Here is a 22558-nt window from a genome sequence, read left to right on the forward strand (position 1 = left end):
CCAGGTACGGGGCGGCATACCATCAGGGACGATAACAAGGACAATCCCATGTCATATCAAAAGCTTGAACAACATCAGCAACAGATCCACCGCTTTAGCCACCTCGCCGCCATCTGTGGCTGGGATCAGGCGGCCATGATGCCGGAAGGGGGCAACGATGCCCGCGCCGAAGCGATGGCCGAACTCGGTCTGCTGATCCACCAGAAGCGCACAGCTCCCGAGCTGGGCGACTGGATTGCCAAGGCCGAGAGCGAACCGCTCGATGAAGTACAACGGGCCAACCTCGGCGAGATCAAGCGCCAGTGGCAAGATGCCAGCCTGCTGCCCGGTGAGCTGGTCGAAGCACTGTCGCTCGCTGGCAGCAAGTGCGAGCACGCCTGGCGCAGCCAGCGCAAGAACAACGACTGGGCCGGTTTTGCCCCCAATCTCGAGGAGGTGGTGAAACTCTCCCGTGAAGTAGCGCAGCTGCGGGCCGATGCGCTTGGCGTGCGCCCCTACGACGCCATGCTGGCGCTCTATGAGCCGGGCATGACCAGCGCACGGCTCGATCAAATCTTCGGCGATCTCGCCAGCTGGCTGCCGGCTCTTATCCAGACCGTGAGTGAACAGCAGAAGGGCGATGCCCTGCTGCTGCCGCAAGGCCCCTTCCCCATCCAGACCCAACAGGCACTCGGCCAGGAGGTAATGGGGCTGCTCGGCTTTGATTTCACACACGGCCGCCTCGATGTGAGCAGTCACCCCTTCTGTGGCGGCGTGCCGACCGACGTGCGGATCACCACCCGCTATAACGAGCAGGAGTTTGTCTCCAGCCTGATGGGCATAGTGCACGAGACAGGTCACGCCCGTTACGAGCAGGGGCTGCCGCGCCATCTGCTGGGTCAGCCGGTGGCCGAGGCCCGCTCCATGGCGATCCACGAGAGTCAGAGCCTGTTTTGCGAGATGCAGCTGGGGCATCATCCGGCCTTCCTCGCGCTGCTGGCACCACGCATTCGTCACCACTTCGGCGAACAGGCGGCGTTTGCGCCGGACAATCTGGCCAAGCTCTACAGCCGGGTCGAGCCGGGCTTTATCCGGGTCGATGCGGACGAGGTGACCTATCCGGCCCACGTTATTCTGCGCTACGAGCTGGAGCGCGATCTGGTGGAAGGGAAGATCGAGGTGGCCGACATCCCCGAGCTGTGGGATGCCAAGATGCAGCAGTGGCTGGGGCTCTCCACCAAGGGCAACTACCGCAATGGCTGCATGCAGGATATTCACTGGACAGACGGCTCGTTTGGCTACTTCCCGAGCTACACCCTGGGCGCCATGTATGCCGCCCAGCTGCGCTTTGCCCTCGAAAAAGAGCTGGGCAGCATGGGGGAGGTGATCGCGGCGGGCCGCCTGCCGGAGATCTTCGGTTGGCTCGGACGCCACATCTGGTCACAGGGGAGCTTGCACAGCACCGACGAGCTGGTGCGCCGCGCCACCGGTGAAGCGCTCAACCCACACTGGCTGCGCCAACATCTGGAACAGCGCTACCTGAAGTAATGAGCGCAGTAAGCTAACAGCAGAACGGGGCCCTTTTTAGTTGACCACTACAGGGCCCCGTTTTTATGGCGGTTCATTTTTATGGCGGTGCATGGCACAGCACGCCGTCACGACAATGCTGTAAAAAGAGAGAGTTCAGAGGGGATCCGGGGTACCCAGCAACTCGCGCAGCTGCAGGATATTGCCCTCAGGGTCGAAGGCGTTGCGCACCACAAAGCCGGGCCCCGTCCACTGCTGTGGCAGCAGGCCGCCGCCGAGATCCGCCGCCTTCGCTTCCGCCCAGGCGAGGCTGGAGACGGTGAAGAACAGCTTGATGGCCCCCTCTTCCCGCAGTGCTGGCGGGCGGTTGATAACGACTTGCCCGGCATAAGGCTCGGGAATGGCATGGATCAGCAGCTGGATATCGCTGTTTTCCAGCACTACCAGCTGCTCATCCTGATTGCAGACCACCATCTGCAGCAGGGTACGGTAAAAGTGGGTCAACAAGCCCGGATCCTTGGCATAGATCAGGGCACCGGCGCGAGCGGGGCCTGGCATGGAGCACTCCTCAACAGTGAACGGCTAGGTGGACAGATCTCCACCTTCTCACAGTTGCTCGCCCCATTCGATCCTTTTTAGCGGCTCACCAGCCTCATTGCACAAAGTGCCACTGCCGCAGTGCCAGTGTCGGAGGCGGCCCCTGATCATCCCCCAAATCTGCCATGCCCAGCGCCTCGTCGTAGTGCACCCCGCCTGCACCGCTCTCGGTCAAGTGTTTTGCCCGCACCGCCCCGTACAGACCGCCACTTCCGCTGATCTTCATCTCGGTCAGCGGGGCATAGAGGGCGGCATAGAGCGGGGTATTCCCCGACAGCGTGATCCCATCCTTGCCGCTATACGCGGAATAGATGGAGATAGCGGGCGTACCGCCAGCAGTCAGCCCCTGCTTGGCTGCCGTCACCTCGGCACCGGCCCCGAGATCAACCTTGCCGCTGACGATCAGGGTCAGACTGCTCCCCTCGCTCACCGTCAACTGGTTGCTGCCAGTCATGGTGAAATCATTGTCGATCAGCAGCACCACATCCCCCTTGATGGTGAGACTGGCATCGGCCCCCATATTGAGACTGTCGAGCTGATAAATGGTCTGATCCTTGCCAAACAGCTCCCCCTTGCCGGGGAGCGGCAGCCCGGGCTTGTGCTGGTTGCTGCTGGTAACCGAGCCGGTGGAGGGATCCGTGGTCAGCACCATCTGCTGGGTGGCCCCAAGCGTCAGGGGGCCATTGATGGGCAGCGTTGCAGGGGGGAACGATTTGGGCAGCGCGGCCACATTGAGCGGGTCACACACCTGCCCGGCCACAGGCGGTAGCTTGGGATGAGTTCGGTATTGGGGATCCAGATACTTCTGGTTCGCCTGATCGTTAAAACTGCCCGCACCGCCATAACTGAGTTTGCCGCTGTCGATGCTGGTACCCCAATCCATGGAGACATTGCCATTGACCGCCACCTGACCACCGATGCGCCCCCCTTTCAGGGTCAAACTACCGCCACCTTTCACATTGCCGGAGACCCGGACAATCTTGTCAGAAGAGGGGGAGATAATGACGTCGCTCCCGGCATTCACGTTGCCGGAGATGGGAGAAGATCCGTTCAGGGTCACGGAGCCGGTCGCCCGTACATCGCCCCAAATTGGCGAATTGCCGTCGAGCACTACATTGGCCTTGTCACTGACGGTCGCCACCTTGGCATTCTGGTTAATGTTGGTGCCGCCATATTTGCCCTTGCGCGAGTCGTAGCTGTCGATAAAACCGCTACCGGAAAGGCTCAACCCTTCACACGCCACCACCGAATCCTGAAAGATGAGATTGCCGGGCTCGCGCTTAAGGGCAAACAGCGCGTTGAGGCTGGCATTGCCCTCCAAATAGCGGCCATGGCTCTGCAACGCCAGCTTGCTGCCGGCGGAGGCATCCAGCTGATCGATGCTGAAGCGGCTGCCCGCCATAGCCCCTTCTCCCTTGCCAGGCACCTTCTGCACCAGTTGCTCCCACTCTATCCGCGGTTCGGCGCCAAGTGCCTGATGCAGGGCACGATAACTCTCGTTCATCCCCTGCTCGGCACTGAGCTGCGCATTGATCTTCTTGTGAAAATTGCCGCTCAGGCGAGTCTGCAACTGGTTCTCCTGAATGCTGGTAAACACCAGCAGACTCGACAGCAGGCTCACCACCAGCACCACCAGCAGTACGGCTCCCCGCTGCCCGCTCAATCCCTTGTTCATCCCGCTCCCCCTGCTGTGGCGTTGGCACCGGATGTGGCTAACGCTGCCGCCCAGACCGCCTTGCGGCGGGCCACCTGCACCTCTACTCCCGGTGCCAGATAGCTGGGCAGCCCTTCGGGCAAGATGCGGATATTGACCAGTGCACCCTGCTGGCCGAATTCAAGATCCTGAAGATGGGCCAGCAACAGGCGCGGGCCATCTCCGTCATCGCAACTGAGTACCGGCGGCGTGAAGCGGTACTGCTCGGTAAAATCGGCGGTTTTCTGATTGCCAAGGCAGGAGAGCACCTGATTGCCCCCCTCTACCTTGAAGGCCAGCGTCAGGCGATCAGGGGTCACGGCTATCAGCTGATCCGCCTGCTTGATGCTGTTGGTAAAGGTGAGAGTGGCAAAGCGCAGCACTTCGTTCGCCTGCTCCAGCGCCTTGCTCTGCTCGACCGTGCTCTTGATCGGGGCGTAACCGGCAAAAATCGCCAGCATCAGCATCAGACCGAGCACCATGGAGATCATCAGCTCGACGAGACTGACGCCTCGTTGCCGTGAGGGGACGCTCAGCATAAGGGCGGGAATCCTGCGTTCAACTCCACCCGCTTGGCGCCGGAGACCCGCTCATCCTGCCACTCGATAGCAACCACAAAGTTGTCGCTATAACGGTTCGGCAGCACCAGCCGGTGGCCATCCTGCAGGGTGAAACGGGCAAGAAAATCGGCCTGGGTGAACCGCTCGGGCTTGCGCTGCACTTCACACAGCGAGCTCCAGATCTGCTCCACGCTGTTGCTCGCCTCGATCGTGGCCAGCGTGCTCTGCAAGCTGTAATGCGCCTGCTGCAACGAGACTACCTGCCCCTTGGCGAGACCGAGAAACACCATCACCGCCAACACCATGGAGACCATGATCTCCACCAGATTGAAGCCCTGCTGGCGGGCAAGTGTGGCGTGTCTCATGAGCAGCTCCCTTGCAGCAGCTGGCCGCTCGGGGCCACGCAGAGCACCCGCTGCTCACCGAGGCGATTGGCCAGAATGATCTCGGCGTGGCTGCTGCTGCCGGTTGGCGCGATCTGGATGGGGTCAAACGGCTTGATCACCACGCCGCCACCGGGAGCTGATGCCTGACGCAACCGCTGGCTGTCGGCCATCACCTCCCAGCCACCGTTCTCGGTGCCCTGCAGAACCACCGGCAGGGTCAGCTTGACCGCTTCGCTGCGGGCAAAGCGGTAGGCTGAAGCGAGTTCGGTCGCACTGCGATCGAGCCGTTCGGCCGCGAGGCGCTGACTCATGGAGGGCAACCCGACCAATAGCAAGATGGCGGCGATGCCGACCGTGATCATCAACTCAATCAGAGTAAATCCGCGCACATTCATCTTATGATCCCCAGCAGTCATGGCGATTGGCCGCGCGATAACCGGTCTGATCGAGGGTCAGTGTGCCGCACTCATCCTGTTGACGCGTCGTTGGAATGGCTTTGAGCAGGTAATCGCCAGCATCTTGCTGGCTATAGCTGAACTGGTAGAAATCCGTGTTGGAAGGGGTGGCAAACGTGTCGGGATAACGGCCCTGTTGGGTATAGATACGTTCGAGGGCGAGCGCCTGCTCCAGCAATTGCTGTTGCGCTTCGTAACGACGTCCCTGTTGCAGATAACCCTGATACGCTGGCAACACGATGGCCGCGAGAATGCTGACAACCGTCATGGCGATCAACAACTCGATCAGACTAAACCCCCGGCAATGGGGCCATGCCTTACAGTCGTTCACTTATCATCCTTGGCAAGTGTTGTTGTTATTGGTCGGCCCTGGGCCGCAAATGCGATGACTTAATAATCATAAAAAATTAACTGACTCGATTGAACAACACTAAATCGCCACACTCAATGTAAAAAAGATAATTATGTGATCTATTATTAATTTTTAAGCAGTTTTCACCGCCACTAATCTCGCTAAGCAAATAAAGCTAGGCCAATCGACATCCGTTATGCCCCCTTCTGTCGAGCCGCGATACATGGACAACAACGGAGCGAAGAGTGAAACCCAACCGTGCAACGAAAGAGTAAAAAAACCTTTCGCCAATTTTTGCTATCCCTGTCCGTTTCTGGCTAGTCATGGCCCCCGAGCCCCCTTACTCTCTTGCCATCTATTCCAGCAAAGCCGCCAACACCATGAATGCAAAGCCAAGCCCTGAGTCGTCACCGGATGAGGTAATCAACACCCTCAGCCGCGAACAGTGTCACGCCGCACGGCTCGCCCGCGACGCGCGCTTCGATGGCCGCTTCTATACTGGCGTGCTCTCGACCGGCATCTACTGCAGGCCAGTCTGTCCGGCACGTCCGCCGCACGAGCACAATGTGCGTTACTTCCCAAGCGCCGCTGCCGCCGAGCAGTATGGGCTGCGACCCTGCCTGCGCTGCCGCCCTGAGCTGGCCCCCGCCGCCCGTGGCGATCTGCCGGTTGAACTGGCTCGTCTGCTGGCACGTATCGATCGCGGCGAGCTGGCAGACAGCACGCTCGCCGAACTGGCGGCGGAGAGCGGTATCAGTGAGCGCACGCTACGCCGCCAGTTCGAGGCATACCTTGGCGCCTCACCAAAGCAGGTGGAGCAAACACGCCGCCTGCTGCTCGCGAAACGACTGCTGACTGAAACCGGGCTGCCCATCACCGACATCGCTTTTGCCGCCGGCTTTGCCAGCATCCGTCGCTTCAACGACGCCTGGCTCAACGCCTATGGACTAACCCCGCGTACCCTGCGTCAACAGGAAGGCTGCAACGATATGGCCGACCACTGTACTTCAGGCCGGCGTGGGGCTACGTTGACGCTGCAACTGCCCTACCGCCCTCCGTATGACGTGGCGGCCATGCTGGCGTTCTATCGGCTACGGGCGATCCCCGGGCTGGAGCGGGTGGATGGCGAAGTGTATGAGCGACGCTATCTGGTTGGCGATCAGGTTGCACTGGTGCGCATCGCACAGGGCAAGGGGCACAACCTGCAGCTCACCGTCCATGATCTGCCGCTCGCCGCGCTGCCGGATCTGCTCTATCGGGTGCGCCGGATGTGGGATCTCGATGCCGACATGCAGCGGATCGGTAATCTCCTCGGTCAGGATCCGCTACTGGCCCGTTTGCAGACACGCTGGCCCGGCGTGCGCCTGCCGGGGGGCTGGGACGAATACGAGGTGATGCTGCGCGCCATCGTCGGCCAGCAGGTCTCGGTCAAGGGGGCCATCACCATACTCGGGCGACTGGTGGCACGCACCGAGGCCCAATTCGGGGTGGCGCAACTACCGACCCCCGCCCAGCTGTGTGAACTCGATCTCGACGGCATCGGCATGCCCGGCAGCCGCATTCGCACCCTGCGGGGCGTGGCGCAGGCACTGGCCAGCGGCGAGCTGACCCTCACTACAGCCAGTGATGAGCAGTTGCTGGCGCTGCCGGGCATAGGTCCTTGGACGGTCGCTTACTGGCGGCTGCGCTGCGGGCTCGATACAGATGCCTTCCCCGCTTCCGATCTGGTGCTGCAAAAGGCACTCGGAGGCGGCACCAAACTACCGGTGAAAGAGGTGTTAACCCAAAGTGCAACGTGGCAGCCGTGGCGCAGCTATGCCGCAAGCTGGCTGTGGCATGCCATGAGCGAAGCGCCCGATTTGCTGCTCCGTGCCACTGGCAACGAAAACCAGCCGGATAACCAACAACAGGAGATAACCCCATGATCCGCTACGATATCCTGCCGACCCGCTGCGGCGATCTGCTGGTTGCCATCAACGAGCATGGTCTGGTGCATGTGGACTTTGTCGCGGGCCTGCGGGCGCTGCCCGATATGAGCAGCTGGCAGCAAGACGCCGCAGCGCTGGCACCCTTCCTCGCCGAGTTTGACGCCTATTTTGCTGGTCGCTTGCAGCGTTTCTCCCTGCCCCTTGCGGCTCGTGGCACCGCCTTCCAGCAGGCGGTGTGGCAAGCGCTGTGCGACATCCCCTATGGCGAGACCCGCAGCTACAGCGATATTGCCCGTGCCATCGGCAAACCCGAGGCGGTTCGGGCTGTGGGCGCAGCAAATGGCCGCAATCCGCTCTCGATCATCGTCCCCTGCCATCGGGTGATCGGCCAAAACGGCAGCCTGACCGGCTATGCGGGGGGATTGGAGATTAAAAAAACGCTGCTGGCGCTGGAGAGGGGCAATTAAAGGAGGGTAGGCAGAGAACCTGCGATAAAAATTGCCCCTTTCCAGATGTAGAAAGGGGCTCATTGATCAGCGTTTCAGGCTGCCCATCACATGCATCTCACATCGGTTGCAGTCAAAACGCAGGCGGAAGGTGTCTTTACCCATCTTGAGTTCCAGCGGCTCGGCCTTGAGACCGGGCACCTCGTTCGGGCAGAGGTTCTGGCTATAGCGGATGCAATGCTTGGTGATCATCAGCACCACTTCCCGCTCCTCCTTGTTCGCCTCATAGGCGGGGGCAATGCGCTCCACCCCGTGCTCATGGAAGAACTTTTCAGCCGCGCTGTTCAGCACATTGCCAAGGTAGGAGAGACGGTGCTGGGGATAGTGGATATCCCGCAGGGCGATGCGTCGCTCGGGGCGCTGATAACTGGCCACGCGTGCGGCCTCCAGCGCAGCGATGCCATCCCGGCGCAAGCCGTTGAGCTGTGATGCGGCGATAAATAGCGGGTGAGTGAATGCCAACTCAATCTTGCGCGCCACAAAAAGGGTATTGCCAAGTTTGCCAAGTTGATCCCGCGCCTGCTGCAGCGCCCGCTCCGGATTGTCGGCAGGCTGTTTGTCACAGGGAAGCGTCACCGCGGCGCTGATGCCTTGCTCGTCGGTGAGCGTGAGGATCACGCCCTCATCGCACTCTGCCAGCACCATATCGACCCGGATGCGGCGATCTGCGCTGGCCTTCTCCAGCATCTTGCTGAAAGCCTGATCGTGGTTGCGGTAGATTTCGGTCCCCACCTTTAGCCCCGGCATGCGTTCTGACAGGAGTAACTGCTTACCTTCGACCTTGTTGAGACGCATCCCCACCAGCTCGTTGTTCGGCTTGAAGAAGCCCAAACCGTCGCCGTTGTTGAGGGTGACCTGTTTGCCGTCAATCTCGATACCGTCACGGGTCACCTTGGTGACACGCCCCAGCGGTTCGCCCACATATTTCGGGCTTTTGGTGGAGTCGATCCCCTGCTGGCGACCATGGAGGAAATAGTCGGTGCAGCCGCGGTTGAAGCTCTTCTTGGGGTCAGGCGTGAAGCTGTAGCTGCAACGACCCGCCGAGGCTGCGACCAGATCGGAGCGGCTATCCAGAATGGCGTCCAGCTTCTGGCGATACCAGGCGGTAACGTTCTTGACGTAGTCGAGCCCCTTGAGGCGCCCTTCAATCTTGAAGGAGCGGATCCCCGCCTCGATCAAAGCCTCCAGGTTGTCAGTCTGATCCATATCCTTGAGTGACAGCAGGTGGCTGTCGGCCACCAGCACTTCACCGTCCGGCTTTTGCAGCGAGCAGGGCAAGCGACAGAGCTGGGCACACTCACCGCGATTGGCACTGCGGCCGGTACGGGCATGGCTGATGTTGCACTGGCCGCTGTAGGAGACACAGAGCGCGCCGTGGATAAAGAACTCCAGTTGCACATTGGTCGCCGCGCTGATCTCGCGGATCTGCGCAAGGGACAGTTCGCGCGCCAGCACCACCTGAGAGAAACCCACATCCTGCAGAAACTTCACCTTCTCCGGCGTGCGGTTGTCGGTCTGGGTACTGGCATGGAGCGCGATGGGTGGCAGATCCAGCGCCAGCAGTCCCATATCCTGCACGATGAGCGCATCGGCACCGGCTTCGTAAATTTGGTGGGTCAGGCGCCAGGCCTGCTCCAGCTCGTGATCGTGCAGCAGGGTGTTGAAGGCGACAAAGACCTGGGCGCCGAAACGGTGGGCGTGACGTGCCAGCGCTTCGATATCCTCGATGGAGTTGCCCGCCGCACTGCGGGCGCCAAAGGCCGGCCCCCCCATGTAGACGGCATCGGCACCATGGTTGATGGCTTCGATGCCGTAGGCGAGGTTCTTGGCCGGAGCCAGCAGCTCCAACCGGTTGTTGTGGCTTAACGGATGCTTGTTCTGGTGCATGGTCTCGGGATCAGGGCGGACAGCAAATGGGCGCTACTCTAGCCCATTCACCACCCGCGTGCCTTGATCCCGCTTAAGGTATCCGCAAAATGCAGGATTAGATAACCACCTTGAGTGCCAGTCCCAGCAGCACCAAGCCGCTCACCTTATCGATCACAATGGATTTGGCTTTAAGCCAAGCCAGCACCGGCCCGCGTGAGAGCACCAGCGCCACCAGCACGTACCAGACTGCATCGATCCCGCCAGCGGTGAGCATCATGATGCCCCCTTCGCTCCAGCCGGTATCGGCCCGCACAAACTGGCTGAACAGGGCGATGAAGAAGACCGCCAGCTGGGGATTGAGGAAGGCCACCATAAAACCTTCAAAGGCTCCCTGCCGACCACGCAGCTGGTGCACCTCTTCACTCGCTTCACCACTGGCTGGTTTTGCCAGCAGGGCTTTCACCCCAAGCCAGGCAAGAAACGCAGCACCGCCGTAGCGGATCAGATCAAACAGGATTGGGGTCTGGGTGATCAAAATGGAGAGGCCGAGCGCGGTGACCAGCGCATAGATACCAACCCCGAGGCCGTGGCCGAGCGCAGTGGCGACACCATGCCCCTGCCCGCCCTGCACCGTGTTGCGGATGATCAGTGCCAGACTCGGCCCCGGGCTGATGGCCCCCATCACGCAGATTGCGGCCAGTGCCAGCCAACTCGTCAGTTCCATGCTTTTCCTCTTTTGTGCTCGATATGATGACCTGTACTCAGGGTACGGGCTGACTCATTATGCCAGTAGTGAAAGTTATGAATAGATTCCATAACCCATGGCTATAACGCCACACAACTGACTGGGCTAACCGCCGAGATCGAGCAGCTTGTGACTCTCGCCAACGGTGCGTTGCAGATGATCCCGCAGGAATGGGTAGGCCAGCTCGCGAAACCAGCGGTGGGCCGGATCCTGATGGTGGCGCTGATGCCACAGCAGATGATACTGCTGGTCGCTGGTAGCAAAGGGCAGGTCGACAAAGGTGAGCTCATGGCCGCAGGAGAGCTGCCAGGCGATATGAGCCGGGGTGGTCATCAGGCAATCGGTGCGCAGCAACACCTCCACTGCCGCCTGAAAGAAGGGAACTCTGGCAAACCAGCGCCGACTCAGTCCCTGCGGCGCCAACACCTGCTCAACCGGACTGTCCTTGTCGCCACCGCCACTCACCTGCAGGTGAGGCCAGGCGAGATAGTCATCGAGATTAAGCGCCTTGCCCGCCAGCGGATGGTGACGTCCCATCAGCACCGCTAGCCGATCTTCCCCCTGATGCAGACCTCGGATCTGCTCCGGTACCTGCTCGGTGATGGTAGAGACCAGATCCAGCTCGGACTGCCACAGCTGCGGCAGCTGACGTTTGTCCCACAGGCTGTACTCCAGCGCCGCCAACGGCGCCTCTTTGGCGAGCGCGGCACAGATATCGGGCAGGATATGCTGGGCCACATAATCGGAGGAGGCGAGCCGAAATACCCGCTCGCAGCGGCTCGGGTCAAACCCGGGGGCCTCGTAGAGCCGCTCCAGCGCACCGAGAGAATCCGCCAGCTGGGCGGCCAGCGCTTCGGCTCGCGGTGTCAGCAGCCAGCGTTGCCCCTCCCGCACCAGCAACTCGTCATCAAACTCGCTGCGCAACTGGGCAAGCTGCTTGCTGATGGAGGGCTGACTCAGGTGCAACAGCTCGGCGGCGCGGCTGATATTGCGGGTCTCCAGCAGCACCTTGAGGGTCGGCAACAAGTTGAGATTGGCTCTGAGCAAGGAGATACCCTCATCGGTGGCGAAATGCCTATCTTAGGGCAGAGGAGTCCCGCGCTTTAAGCAAAATTTCCTGCCATGTTCAGCGCGTTGCAGCCCTTTGCGACCAGATGGCACAGCTGCTCCCCCCGCACATAACCATGACCACAAGATGACAGTGGTTGTCTCGTACGGCATAATTGCACGATTTTCCGCCCGCGGGCGATCCACTTTGAGAAGCGGTAACAAGATGAAATACGCCAATATCACCGGCTGGGGCAAATGCCTGCCTCCCTCCGTGCTGACCAACGATGACCTCAGCACCATCATGGATACGTCAGACGAGTGGATCTATCCGCGCACCGGCATCAAGGCCCGCCGGATCTCCCATGTCAGCACCTCGGATCTCGCCACCCTGGCCGGTCGCCGCGCGCTGGCTTGTGCCGGTCTGGAAGCCAGCGATCTCGATGGCATCATCCTGGCCACCGCCACCCCGGACAACCTGCTGCCAAGCGCCGCCTCTGCGGTGCAGAAGAAGCTCGGGGCCGTCAACGCCGCCGTGTTTGACCTCAATGCGGCCTGCACCGGTTTCGTCTACTCCCTCTCCGTCGCCACCTCGCTGGTGCAGACCGGCATGATGAAGAAGGTGCTGGTGATCGGCGCCGAGCGCCTCACCTACCTGCTGGACTGGGCGCGCCGCGATACCGCGGTACTGTTTGGCGATGGTGCCGGTGCCGTGGTGATAGAGGCGAGCGAGCAGGAGTGTGGCCTAATCGCCAACAAGCTGGGCTGTGACAGCGAAGCGCGCGAGATCCTGCACGTACCGAACTTCGGTACCGATCGGGTGCGTTTTGCCGATATCGATGGGCTGTTCACCTTCAACTTCGAAGGGCCGGAGATCTTCAAACGCGCCGTTCGCGGCATGGGTGAAGCCACCAGCACTGTGCTGGCGCAGGCCGGTATTGCACCGGAGCAGGTCGACCTGATCGTGCCGCACCAGGCCAATATCCGCATCATCGAGACCCTCGCCAAACGGATGAATGCGCCGATGGAGAAGGTGATGGTCAACATCGAAAACTACGGCAACACCTCCGCAGCTACTGTGCCCATCGCCCTGTGCGAAGCGCTGGAGCAGGGCCGCGTCAAGCCGAACTCCTATCTGCTGACCGCAGCTTTCGGTGCCGGCCTGACCTGGGGGGCAGCCATCATCAAGTGGGGCGATCGCGTCACCCCTATCAAGGCGTGCGATGCCGAACTCCCCCCATGTGACAAGAGCGCGCTGGAACTGATTGCCCACGCCGTGGAAGGTTGCCAGAAGGCTCACGCCAACGAGGCTTGATCCTCATCAGGAGCCTGAATCCTCAGGCTCCTTCTCTCCTTTTCATCCCCACCTGGCTCTTCCCCCCACTTCGCAAGCCACTTGATACGGCAATCGCTGATACAAACAACTCCGATTTGCAGCCAATTAATTTTTTTCCGCTAACCTTATTGTGCCAACTATAAATAAAGAAAAGAGCGTCAAGGGGCACCATGACTGTTTCGGTCCTGCGCCTTTACCTCTTACCAAATAATTGCACAGGGATAAGCTACGTATGGCACAACACAAAAGTGGCGTGAACACACCGCTTTGGGAACCGGTTTGCTGGATTTGCTGCATCGGGCTTGCTCTGCTGAGCTGCCTGTTGCTGCAGCTCGCCGATGCGCTGTCACCTCTCTACCTGCTGCTCAATGTGCTGGTTGGTATTGCCGCCGCGCTCTGGACATCGAGTCACTTCCACCAGCACACACTCCGACATCGTGCCGGAGAGGAACAAACCGTCGCGACCGATCCTCTCGCCCACTCCATCATCGGGCTCGAACAGGTGTGTGAGAAGGCTCTACCTATCTGGTCCCAGCAAATTGAAAGCTCTCGTCAACAAACCGAAGCCGCGATGATTGACCTGACTCAACGCTTCAGCGGCTTGGCCAACAAGCTGGAAGAAGCTGTCAATGCTTCTCATCTGGCAGCGGGAGAACTGGGTGATGCCAATTCCCGTGGCATGGCTGGAGTCTTGAGCGAAAGCCAGCAGCAACTCAATGAGGTAGTGGCCATCCTGCACTCCGCCCAAGCCAATCGGGACGCCATGCTGGGTGAGATAAAAAGCCTGACCACCTACACCATAGAGCTCAACACCATGGCCATGGATGTGGCCAAAATAGCCTCCCAGACCAACCTGCTAGCCCTCAACGCCGCCATTGAAGCGGCTCGGGCAGGGGAAGCAGGCCGTGGCTTTGCTGTGGTCGCGGATGAAGTGCGCAACCTCTCCCGCCTCTCTAGCGAAACCGCCCAGAAGATGACCGACAAGGTAGACACCATCAATACTGCTATCGGCCGCGCATTCCAGATTGCCGAAAATGCTGCCGCACGGGATCACGCCTCAGCGCTCAATTCGGAGCAGACAATCGAACAGGTGCTGGCCCGTTTTCGCCATGCCACTGACAGCCTGGCGGAATCCGCCTCCCTGCTGCAAAACGAGAGCACCGATATCCATCGCGAAATTTCCAGCGTCATTGTCTCGCTGCAATTTCAAGACAGGGTCAGCCAGATCCTCAGCCACGTCAGACAAAACATGGAGAGCCTCTCCAGCCATCTGGTTGCTTCGGAGCAGAGCAGCAATGCGACAGGGCCAATCCAGATCGATGCCAATCGCTGGCTGGCAGAGATGGAACTCTCATACGCCACCGACGAACAGCGCAATATTCACCATGGTCGCACCACCCGTTCTGTCAACGCGCAACCAAGCAGCGCCGACATCACATTTTTCTAGGAGAGAGATATGGGCAAAACGATCCTGATCGTGGATGACTCGGCAACTATTCGCCAAGTCGTGGGCATGACCCTCAAGGGCGCCGGTTATGAGGTCATGGAAGCCTCTGACGGCAAAGATGCGCTCAACAAACTAGATGGCAAGAAGATCAACCTGATCATCAGTGACGTCAACATGCCGAACATGGATGGCATCACCTTCGTCAAAGAGGCCAAAAAGCTGGCCAACTACAAATTCACCCCCGTCATCATGCTGACCACCGAGTCTCAGGACAGCAAGAAGCAGGAGGGACAAGCCGCGGGAGCCAAAGCCTGGGTGGTCAAACCCTTCCAGCCCGAACAGATGCTGGCCGCAGTCGCCAAGCTCATCATGCCGTGATCCGGAGCGCATCATGCAACTACAGAGTGAGCTACTCGACAACAAGGTAGTGGTGACCATGCCGGACGAGATAACCATTTATACAGTCAGCGAGCTGAAAGATGCCCTCTCGCCCTTATTGCATCAGGGGAACGAACTGGAGCTGAATCTGGCGGCGGTATCCGAGATAGACAGCGCTGGGCTGCAATTGCTGCTGGCCGCGAAGAAAACCGCTCTGCAGCAAGGCTCCTCCCTGGCGCTGGTCTGGCACAGCCATGTTGTGCTTGAACTGCTGGAGCTCTGCCAGCTCTCGGCCTTTTTTGGCGACCCCACCCTCATCACCCATGGCGAACGGCCCTGAGCCACCATGACAAGGAGTCACCGTGAGCATCGATCTTGATCAGGCTTTACAAACCTATATCGCCGAGGCACGCGAGTTGCTTGAAGAGATGGAGTCAGCCCTTCTATCACTGGAATCTGACCCTGACAATAGCGAGCTGATTGGAGCCATCTTCCGTGCTGCTCATACCATCAAGGGGTCGGCTGGCCTGTTTGGTCTGCAACCAATCGTCGGGTTTACCCATATCGTCGAGGATCTATTAGACCAGATCCGCAATCAGCAGCTCACCGTCACCTCTCCTCTAATCAAGGATCTGCTGGAGAGCTGTGACCACATCCAGACGCTCATCAGTGTCGTTGCAGAACAGGGTCGCACCTTAAGCGATGGCGATGCCAACCAGGATGAACGGCTGAGGCTCACCCTCACCCGTCATCAGTGCGTCCCCCATGCCACGCTGCCAGATACTGTACATACGCCGGAACCCAAGATCGAAAAAGAGGGAGGGATTACCAGCTCCGCCTCCCTGTGGCATATCTCCCTGCGTTTTGGCCCCGATGTGCTGCGCAATGGCATGGATCCGGCCGCATTTCTGCGCTATCTCGGCACCCTCGGAACCATATGTTCAGTGGAGACCATCCATCAGGCACTACCGGATTGGGAACAGTTCGATCCGGAGAATTGCTACCTCGGCTACGAGATAGACTTCGACTCGCAGGCAGACAAGACGGCCATCAGCGATGTCTTTGAATTTGTCAGAGATGACTGTCAGATCACCATCTTGCCGCCCCACAGCAAGATCGCCGAGTTCATCAACCTGATCGAGTCGCTGCCGGAAGATAGCACCATGCTGGGGCAGTTGCTGGTCAACACCGGCGCCCTGACTGCAGAGGAGTTAGCAAGCGGTCTGCAGGCACAACAAGCGACCCCGGCAGAACAAGCGCCCAAACTCGGGGAGATCCTAATTGCGCAGGGTGCCGTCAACGAAGCCGTCGTCGATGCCGCCCTGAAAAAACAGAACCAGACCAAGGAGAGCAAGAGCAAAGAGGGCCGTTACGTCAGGGTGCATGCCGACAAGCTGGACGATCTAATCAATCTGGTCGGGGAGCTGGTAGTCGCCAGTTCAGGAGCCAATCTGCTGGCCCAACGTACCCGCGAAAGCCAACTGCAAGAAGCCACCTCGGTCATTGCCATGCTGGTGGAAGAGATCCGCGACAGTGCACTGCGCCTGCGAATGGTGCCTATCGGCGATACCTTCAACCGCTTCCAGCGGGTAGTGCGCGATGTCAGTCAGGAACTGAACAAGGATATCACTCTGGTGATCTCCGGAGCCGAGACTGAACTGGACAAGTCGGTGGTAGAGAAGATCGGCGATCCGCTGATGCATCTGGTCAGAAACTCGATGGATCACGGCATCGAATCGGCAGAGCAACGGCTACTGGCAGGCAAACCCCCTCGTGGCACCCTGAATCTCAATGCCTATCACGACTCCAACAGTATCGTCATCGAAATTCGGGATGACGGCGCTGGTCTCAACAAAGCCAAGATCCAGCAAAAAGCCATCGAGCGCGGTCTGATCAGCCCAACCACCACGCTGACAGATCAGGAGATATACAACCTGATCTTCGAGCCGGGATTCTCTACCGCCGAGGCGATAACCAACCTCTCTGGTCGCGGGGTGGGCATGGATGTCGTCAAACGCAACATAACTGCCCTGCGCGGCACAGTCGATCTGGACAGCATCCCGGGAAAAGGAACCCGTGTGCAGATCCGCCTGCCGCTCACCCTTGCCATCATCGACGGCTTCCTGGTGCGAGTCTGCGACACCCACTACGTCATTCCCCTCGATATGGTGATCGAGTGCGTTGAATTGACCCAGAGTGCACTGTCCGACACCCAGGGTCGCAATTACATCAATTTGCGTGGCGAGGTGCTGCCCTTTATCCGCCTGCAACACTACTTCGATACCAATGGCAGCAAGGGGCGGCGCGAGAACATTGTCGTGGTCAGCCATGCAGGCAAAAAATCCGGACTGGTAGTGGATGAACTGCTGGGAGAATTCCAGACCGTCATCAAACCGTTGGGGAAATTGTTCCAGCGCCTGCAGGGCATTAGTGGTTCAACCATTCTGGGGGGGGGAGAGGTCGCCCTGATTCTCGACATTCCTTCACTGATCCAACACGCAATCACTCAGGAATCCTGTCAGCTCAACAGGTTGACAGTGTCGCGCAACCTGCCTCAATCCAGCATCAACTGAGGGGACCATCATGTTAAAAAATTCCACCATCAAATTGCGTCTTATCGTACTGCTCTGCATGCTCTGCCTGCTGCTGCTGGCCGTTGGCAGCCTCGGGTTATACAACATGCAGAGCAGCAATACCGGGTTGCAGCGCGTTTACAACGACAGGGTGGTTCCCCTCAAGCAGCTGAAGACTATCTCCGACAGCTATGCCGTCTCGATCATCGACAACCTCAACAAGGCCAATGCGGGGCTGATCCCGGCAGAAGAGGCTTTGAAGCAGATACAACAGGCCCAGCAGACCATCAAAAACGAGTGGCATCACTACCAGTCCACCACCCTCACACCGGAAGAACAGCGCTTGTCTGCAGAGGCTAACACCCTGTTCAACGCGGCTGATACCGATATTGGCAAGCTGGAGAAATACCTCGCCACCCAGCACGGCATGATTACTGGCATGCTGAACACTTTTGACGGTGCCCTCTATGGCTCCATCGACCCGATAGGCAACAAAATCACCGAGCTGGTCAACCTGCAGCTCAATGTGGCCAAGTCGGAATATACCGCAGCACAATCCTGGTATGACGTGATGCTGATAACCATGGCGGTGGTTATCGCAGTCGGCATCGCACTCGCAGCCTGGTTTGGCACCATGCTGATCAAAAGCATCATCACCCCTATCGAACAGGCTCTGCGCGTGGCCAATAGTCTGGCCGATGGCAATCTGGATGTATCGATCCAGATAGAGTCCAACGATGAAGCGGGTCAGCTCTTGATGGCGATGGATAACATGGTCAAGAAACTGGGGGCCTTGATCACGGATATCGAGACCTTGGTCACTGCCGCAGTCGAACAGGGCGACTTCAGCCACAAGATTGCGCTGGAGGATCGTCAAGGCTATATCAAGCGGGTATCCGAGCTGCTGAATCGCCTCTCCCATGTGACAGATACCAGCCTGGAAGATGTGATGCGCATTGCCACCGCGCTCTCCAAGGGTGACCTGACCCAACGGATCGATGAGCCCTATCCAGGAATTTTTGGCCAGACCAAAGACGGCCTAAACCGGACCATCACTGCGCTGACCAATATCATCGAAGAGGTACGCAACGCCGCCGACAACCTGACCAATGCCTCCAATCAGGTGAGCAACACGGCGCAGGCATTGAGCCAGGCCACCAGCGAGCAAGCAGCCAGCGTTGAAGAGACCAGCGCCTCTATCGAGCAGATGAGCGCCAGCATCAATCAGAACACCGAGAACGCCAAGATCACCGACAGCATGGCCAGCAACTCGGTACTGGAGGCCACCGAAGGGGGCCAATCCGTTCAACAGACGGTGACCGCCATGCAGCAAATCGCCAAGAAAGTCAGCATCATCGACGACATTGCCTACCAAACCAACCTGCTTGCCCTCAACGCCGCCATTGAGGCGGCTCGCGCCGGAGAGCATGGCAAAGGCTTCGCGGTGGTTGCTGCCGAGGTGAGAAAGCTGGCAGAGCGCAGCCAGATCGCTGCGCAGGAGATTGGCGAGCTCTCCTCCGACAGCGTCAGCAAGGCAGAGCGGGCTGGCAACCTGCTGGAGAGGATCGTCCCCTCCATTCGCAAGACCTCTGACCTGGTACAAGAGATCAATGCCGCCTCAGGCGAACAGGCCAGTGCAGCCAACCAGATCAGTCTGGCCATGAACCAGCTTAATCAGGTGACACAGCAGAATGCAGCCAGCAGCGAGGAGCTGGCTGCCACGGCCGAAGAGATGAGTTCACAAGCCAGCGAACTGCAGAAAACCATGGCCTTTTTTGCTCTGGAGAAAAGTGCGCAGCTCAACACCAGGCCCCATGAAACCGGCCACAAGGGCATGCCTCCCAGAGGCAGTTTCATCGCCCCCCCACAACGGGCCAGCCAGCCCAATCAACCATCATCCCATTCTATTGATGACGCGGATTTTGTCCGCTTTTAACCGGAGGCGACCATGCATACATCCACCGACATCACGGTGCCATCAGCGGCCGCTGACGAGAGCAGTGGCGATGCCCAGTACCTGACATTTCTGATCAACAACGAGATGTTCGCCATCAATATTCTGGGGGTCAAAGAGATCATCGAATACGGCAATATCACTCCGGTTCCGATGATGCCGGGTTTTATTCGCGGCGTAATCAACCTCAGAGGAGCGGTAGTGTCGGTCGTAGACTTGAATGCCCGCTTTGGCAATGCACCTTCGGTCATTACTCGCCGCAGTTGCATCGTCATTATTGAGGGGGTGGCCCCGCAGGGCGATGAACCTGTAGGTCAGGATATTGGCGTTGTGGTGGATTCCGTATCGGAAGTACTGGGTATCCCACAAGCAGATATCGAGCCCCCACCCAGTTTTGGTGCCCGCATCCGGGCCGATTTCATCAGCGGCATGGGCAAGGTCAACGGCAAATTCGTCATCCTCATCGATACCGGGAAAGTGTTGTCACTCGATGAGATGGCTCAACTCAACGAACTGGCCCAGCCACAGGCAAGGTTGCCACAAGGCAACCTGCAACCCTCCTGAAAAGGCCTCCATACTCCACGACATGCAGCATAAGGAAACGCTCATGACCCAATCACTCTTAGGAAAACTCTTCGGAGACAATACCACCGAAGTGAGGCAGCGAACCCAGTTACTCGACGCAATCGGCCAGCTGCAACACGCAGTCCTGGCAGAGCAGGTTCCAGCACCACTCGATCTTTCCGGTATGGACAGTCCCTTTCGTGAAGTAGGACATGCCATCAACGAGGTGGTCACCTTGCTCAGTGACAAGCTGGAACAGAGCCGCAACGACATTAAAAAGAACCAGATGTTGCTCCATGAGAACCAGCTGGTTCGCAAAGCCCTCGATTGCGCCAGCACCAACGTGATGATTGCCGATACCAACCTCGACATTATCTATATGAACGAGGCTGTGACCGGCATGCTCAATCAGGCTGAGACCGACATCAAGAAAGAGCTATACAGCTTCAACGCCAATCAGCTGATGGGCGCCAACATCGACAGCTTTCATAAAAATCCCGGCCATCAGCGCGCCATGCTGGCCAAACTCAACAGCACCTACCGCACCCAGATACAGCTGGGGGGGCGCACCTTCTCCCTGATCGCCAATCCGGTCTTCAACGATACCGGAGAACGGTTGGGATCCGTGGTCGAATGGGCCGACAGAACCAAGGAGGTAATGATAGAGAAAGAGATGTCCGACATTGTGCAGGCCGTGATCAATGGCGAGCTGCACCGCAGGATGGAACTTGCTGGCAAGAGCGGCTTCTTTCAGGCGATGGGAGAAGGGATCAACCAGATTGCCGAAGTGATCGACAGCACCCTCAACGACGTCATCCGGGTCGTTCAATGTCTGGCAAAGGGTGACCTGACCCAACAGATCGAGGCGGACTACCCCGGCGTGTTTGGCACCACCAAGGATGCGCTCAACAAGACCATCGCTTCGCTCACCAACATCGTCACCGAAGTGCGCGGCGCCTCTGACAACCTCTCCAGTGCCGCCGAGCAGGTAAGCGCGACCGCCCAGTCGATCAGCCAATCCAGCAGTGAACAGGCCTCCAGCATGGAGGAGACCAGCGCTTCCATCGAGCAGATGAGCGCCAGCATCAACCAGAATACCGACAATGCCCAGGTCACCGATGGCATGGCCAGCAAGGCAGCCAAAGAGGCCGTAGAGGGAGGAGAAGCAGTCAAACTGACTGTGGATGCCATGAAGCAGATCGCCAGACGGATTGGCATCATCGATGACATCGCCTACCAGACCAATCTATTGGCTCTCAACGCAGCTATCGAAGCGGCGCGGGCAGGCGATCACGGCAAAGGCTTTGCCGTAGTGGCGGCGGAGGTGCGCAAACTGGCCGAACGCAGCCAGGTTGCAGCACAGGAGATTGGCGAGCTGGCCTCCAGCAGTGTCGAGATGGCGGAAAAAGCAGGTCGTTTGTTGGATCAGATGGTTCCTTCAATCAACAAGACCTCGGATCTGGTGCAGGAGATCAGTGCCGCTTCGGTTGAGCAATCCACCGGTGTCAGCCAGATCAACCAGGCCATGAACCAGCTGAGTCAGGTTACCCAGCAAAATGCCTCTTGCAGCGAAGAGCTGGCTGCCACAGCAGAAGAGATGAGCAGCCAGGCTGAACAGCTGCAACTGGCCATGGAGTTCTTTACCCTGGAGGCCCACGCCAAAGAAGGTAAAGCAGCCACCTCGCATCTTCACCCCAATACCCGAGGTCGCTTTATGAACGAGAGCACTGCCAACAGTCGGGAACGAGCCGCCACCGTCCAACGCCCCATCGGCGATGGCGATTTTGTCCGGTTCTAGCCACGGGAGAGGCGTTGCCTCTCCCATCTCCGACAACACAGGTAGAGGGACAGTTTTTTGTATCAAACCCAGCTGCATGATGATGAGTTCTCCCGTTTCCAGCGCTGGCTTCATCAAACGGCGGGGATAGAGCTGTCTCCTGCCAAGAAGGCGCTGGTGGCCAGCCGCCTGGCGAAACGCCTCTGCCACTATGAGCTGGATAGTTATGACGATTATTTCCAGCTCATCATGAACGATCGCAGCAGCGAACTGCAGCTGGCGCTTGATCTCCTTACCACCAACGAAACCTACTTTTTCAGGGAGCCCAAACACTTCGAGTTTCTGACGCGGGAGATAGTCTCAGCGCTCCCGCCCGAGCAACCATTGCGGGTCTGGAGCGCTGCCAGCTCATCCGGCGAGGAGCCCTACAGTCTGGCCATGACCCTTGCGGAAAAACGCAGTACCTTCAACTGGGAGATCCTGGCCTCCGATATCTCGTCCCGGGTGCTGGAACAGGCGATGAGCGGTCGCTACCCCATCGAGCGGGCGCAAAATATTCCACTGCCCTTTTTGATGAAATATTGCCTCAAGGGTGTGGGCCTGCAGGAGGGCATCTTCATCATCGATCGCAAATTGCGGGACAAGGTGCAGTTCATGCAGATCAACCTCAATCAGGATCTGCCGGACATCGGCATGTTTGACGTCATCTTCATCAGAAACGTGATGATCTACTTCAACAAGGAGACCAAAGGGCAAGTATTGCAGCGGCTGGTACCCAGACTCAAACCCGGTGGCTACCTGCTGGTGAGCCACGCCGAGAGCCTGCATGGCCTGCACCACGGCCTGCAGCTTGTCTCGCCTTCCATCTATCAGAAGAGATAAGTC

At 58.8% G+C, this 22558-nt stretch carries 21 protein-coding genes; 12 read left to right on the forward strand and 9 right to left on the reverse strand.

Annotation, left to right across the window (positions count from 1 at the left end; translation table 11 throughout):
• Nucleotides 1-48 precede the first annotated feature (48 nt).
• Nucleotides 49-1527 (forward strand): carboxypeptidase M32, encoded by a 1479-nt coding sequence (locus DBR30_RS03295; protein ID WP_108542200.1) that lies wholly within the window; start codon nucleotides 49-51, stop codon nucleotides 1525-1527.
• Nucleotides 1528-1662: 135 nt separating this feature from the next.
• On the opposite strand, the gene DBR30_RS03300 is transcribed toward DBR30_RS03295, so the two are convergent.
• The 6 genes from DBR30_RS03300 to DBR30_RS03325 all read right to left on the reverse strand — a co-directional run bounded on the left by DBR30_RS03300 (nucleotide 1663) and on the right by DBR30_RS03325 (nucleotide 5528).
• Nucleotides 1663-2064, reverse strand: a complete 402-nt coding sequence (locus tag DBR30_RS03300) for a VOC family protein (protein WP_108542201.1) — start codon at nucleotides 2062-2064, stop codon at nucleotides 1663-1665.
• Between the two features lie 94 nt (nucleotides 2065-2158).
• Complete coding sequence (locus DBR30_RS03305) at nucleotides 2159-3778, reverse strand: DUF7305 domain-containing protein (protein ID WP_108542202.1); 1620 nt, start codon at nucleotides 3776-3778, stop codon at nucleotides 2159-2161.
• The gene (locus DBR30_RS03310; protein ID WP_064337178.1) at nucleotides 3775-4335 is read right to left on the reverse strand and encodes a PilW family protein; all 561 of its coding nucleotides are present in this window, start codon (nucleotides 4333-4335) and stop codon (nucleotides 3775-3777) included. The genes DBR30_RS03305 and DBR30_RS03310 overlap by 4 nt, the downstream gene beginning before the upstream one ends.
• The gene (locus tag DBR30_RS03315) at nucleotides 4329-4721 is read right to left on the reverse strand and encodes a type IV pilus modification PilV family protein (protein WP_108542203.1); all 393 of its coding nucleotides are present in this window, start codon (nucleotides 4719-4721) and stop codon (nucleotides 4329-4331) included. Before DBR30_RS03315 ends, DBR30_RS03310 begins: the two co-directional genes overlap by 7 nt.
• The gene (locus tag DBR30_RS03320; RefSeq protein ID WP_005349592.1) at nucleotides 4718-5137 is read right to left on the reverse strand and encodes a GspH/FimT family pseudopilin; all 420 of its coding nucleotides are present in this window, start codon (nucleotides 5135-5137) and stop codon (nucleotides 4718-4720) included. Before DBR30_RS03320 ends, DBR30_RS03315 begins: the two co-directional genes overlap by 4 nt.
• A gap of 1 nt (nucleotide 5138) precedes the next feature.
• Nucleotides 5139-5528, reverse strand: a complete 390-nt coding sequence (locus DBR30_RS03325; protein ID WP_108542204.1) for a type IV pilin protein — start codon at nucleotides 5526-5528, stop codon at nucleotides 5139-5141.
• Nucleotides 5529-5929: 401 nt separating this feature from the next.
• Between DBR30_RS03325 and DBR30_RS03330 the strand changes: the two genes are divergently transcribed.
• Both DBR30_RS03330 and DBR30_RS03335 read left to right on the forward strand, forming a co-directional pair.
• The gene (locus DBR30_RS03330) at nucleotides 5930-7474 is read left to right on the forward strand and encodes an AlkA N-terminal domain-containing protein (protein ID WP_108542215.1); all 1545 of its coding nucleotides are present in this window, start codon (nucleotides 5930-5932) and stop codon (nucleotides 7472-7474) included.
• Nucleotides 7471-7944 carry a methylated-DNA--[protein]-cysteine S-methyltransferase gene (locus DBR30_RS03335; RefSeq protein WP_108542205.1) on the forward strand — a complete coding sequence of 158 codons (474 nt, stop codon included), beginning with the start codon at nucleotides 7471-7473 and terminating at the stop codon, nucleotides 7942-7944. Before DBR30_RS03330 ends, DBR30_RS03335 begins: the two co-directional genes overlap by 4 nt.
• Before the next feature lie 66 nt (nucleotides 7945-8010).
• On the opposite strand, the gene DBR30_RS03340 is transcribed toward DBR30_RS03335, so the two are convergent.
• The 3 genes from DBR30_RS03340 to DBR30_RS03350 form a co-directional block, all read right to left on the reverse strand.
• Complete coding sequence (locus DBR30_RS03340; RefSeq protein WP_108588182.1) at nucleotides 8011-9870, reverse strand: peptidase U32 family protein; 1860 nt, start codon at nucleotides 9868-9870, stop codon at nucleotides 8011-8013.
• 97 nt (nucleotides 9871-9967) lie between these two features.
• Nucleotides 9968-10576, reverse strand: a complete 609-nt coding sequence (locus DBR30_RS03345; RefSeq protein WP_108542206.1) for a LysE family translocator — start codon at nucleotides 10574-10576, stop codon at nucleotides 9968-9970.
• 126 nt (nucleotides 10577-10702) lie between these two features.
• The gene (locus DBR30_RS03350) at nucleotides 10703-11644 is read right to left on the reverse strand and encodes a LysR family transcriptional regulator (protein ID WP_108588183.1); all 942 of its coding nucleotides are present in this window, start codon (nucleotides 11642-11644) and stop codon (nucleotides 10703-10705) included.
• Nucleotides 11645-11870: 226 nt separating this feature from the next.
• On the opposite strand from DBR30_RS03350, the gene DBR30_RS03355 reads away from it, so the two are divergent.
• From DBR30_RS03355 to DBR30_RS03395, 9 genes are all read left to right on the forward strand, one after another.
• Nucleotides 11871-12959: a ketoacyl-ACP synthase III gene (locus tag DBR30_RS03355; RefSeq protein ID WP_021230362.1), complete on the forward strand. Its 1089-nt coding sequence runs from the start codon at nucleotides 11871-11873 to the stop codon at nucleotides 12957-12959.
• A 253-nt stretch (nucleotides 12960-13212) separates the two neighbouring features.
• Complete coding sequence (locus DBR30_RS22795) at nucleotides 13213-14427, forward strand: methyl-accepting chemotaxis protein (RefSeq protein ID WP_021230363.1); 1215 nt, start codon at nucleotides 13213-13215, stop codon at nucleotides 14425-14427.
• A gap of 9 nt (nucleotides 14428-14436) precedes the next feature.
• On the forward strand, nucleotides 14437-14805 hold the full coding sequence (locus tag DBR30_RS03365) for a response regulator (RefSeq protein WP_005338778.1): 369 nt from the start codon (nucleotides 14437-14439) through the stop codon (nucleotides 14803-14805).
• A 13-nt stretch (nucleotides 14806-14818) separates the two neighbouring features.
• Nucleotides 14819-15145: an STAS domain-containing protein gene (locus DBR30_RS03370; protein ID WP_005358513.1), complete on the forward strand. Its 327-nt coding sequence runs from the start codon at nucleotides 14819-14821 to the stop codon at nucleotides 15143-15145.
• A gap of 22 nt (nucleotides 15146-15167) precedes the next feature.
• Nucleotides 15168-17378 (forward strand): chemotaxis protein CheA, encoded by a 2211-nt coding sequence (locus DBR30_RS03375; RefSeq protein WP_108542207.1) that lies wholly within the window; start codon nucleotides 15168-15170, stop codon nucleotides 17376-17378.
• A gap of 10 nt (nucleotides 17379-17388) precedes the next feature.
• A complete protein-coding gene (locus DBR30_RS03380; RefSeq protein ID WP_108542208.1) occupies nucleotides 17389-19314 on the forward strand; it encodes a HAMP domain-containing methyl-accepting chemotaxis protein in 1926 nt (641 codons plus the stop codon).
• Nucleotides 19315-19326: 12 nt separating this feature from the next.
• Nucleotides 19327-19896, forward strand: a complete 570-nt coding sequence (locus DBR30_RS03385) for a chemotaxis protein CheW (protein ID WP_042080654.1) — start codon at nucleotides 19327-19329, stop codon at nucleotides 19894-19896.
• A 43-nt stretch (nucleotides 19897-19939) separates the two neighbouring features.
• Entirely contained in the window at nucleotides 19940-21694 is a 1755-nt protein-coding gene (locus DBR30_RS03390) for a methyl-accepting chemotaxis protein (protein WP_108542209.1), read from the forward strand.
• A 57-nt stretch (nucleotides 21695-21751) separates the two neighbouring features.
• On the forward strand, nucleotides 21752-22555 hold the full coding sequence (locus DBR30_RS03395) for a CheR family methyltransferase (RefSeq protein ID WP_040068586.1): 804 nt from the start codon (nucleotides 21752-21754) through the stop codon (nucleotides 22553-22555).
• Nucleotides 22556-22558: the final 3 nt, after the last annotated feature.

This window comes from Aeromonas sp. HMWF017 (assembly GCF_003061465.1).
Lineage (GTDB): Bacteria > Pseudomonadota > Gammaproteobacteria > Enterobacterales > Aeromonadaceae > Aeromonas > Aeromonas veronii.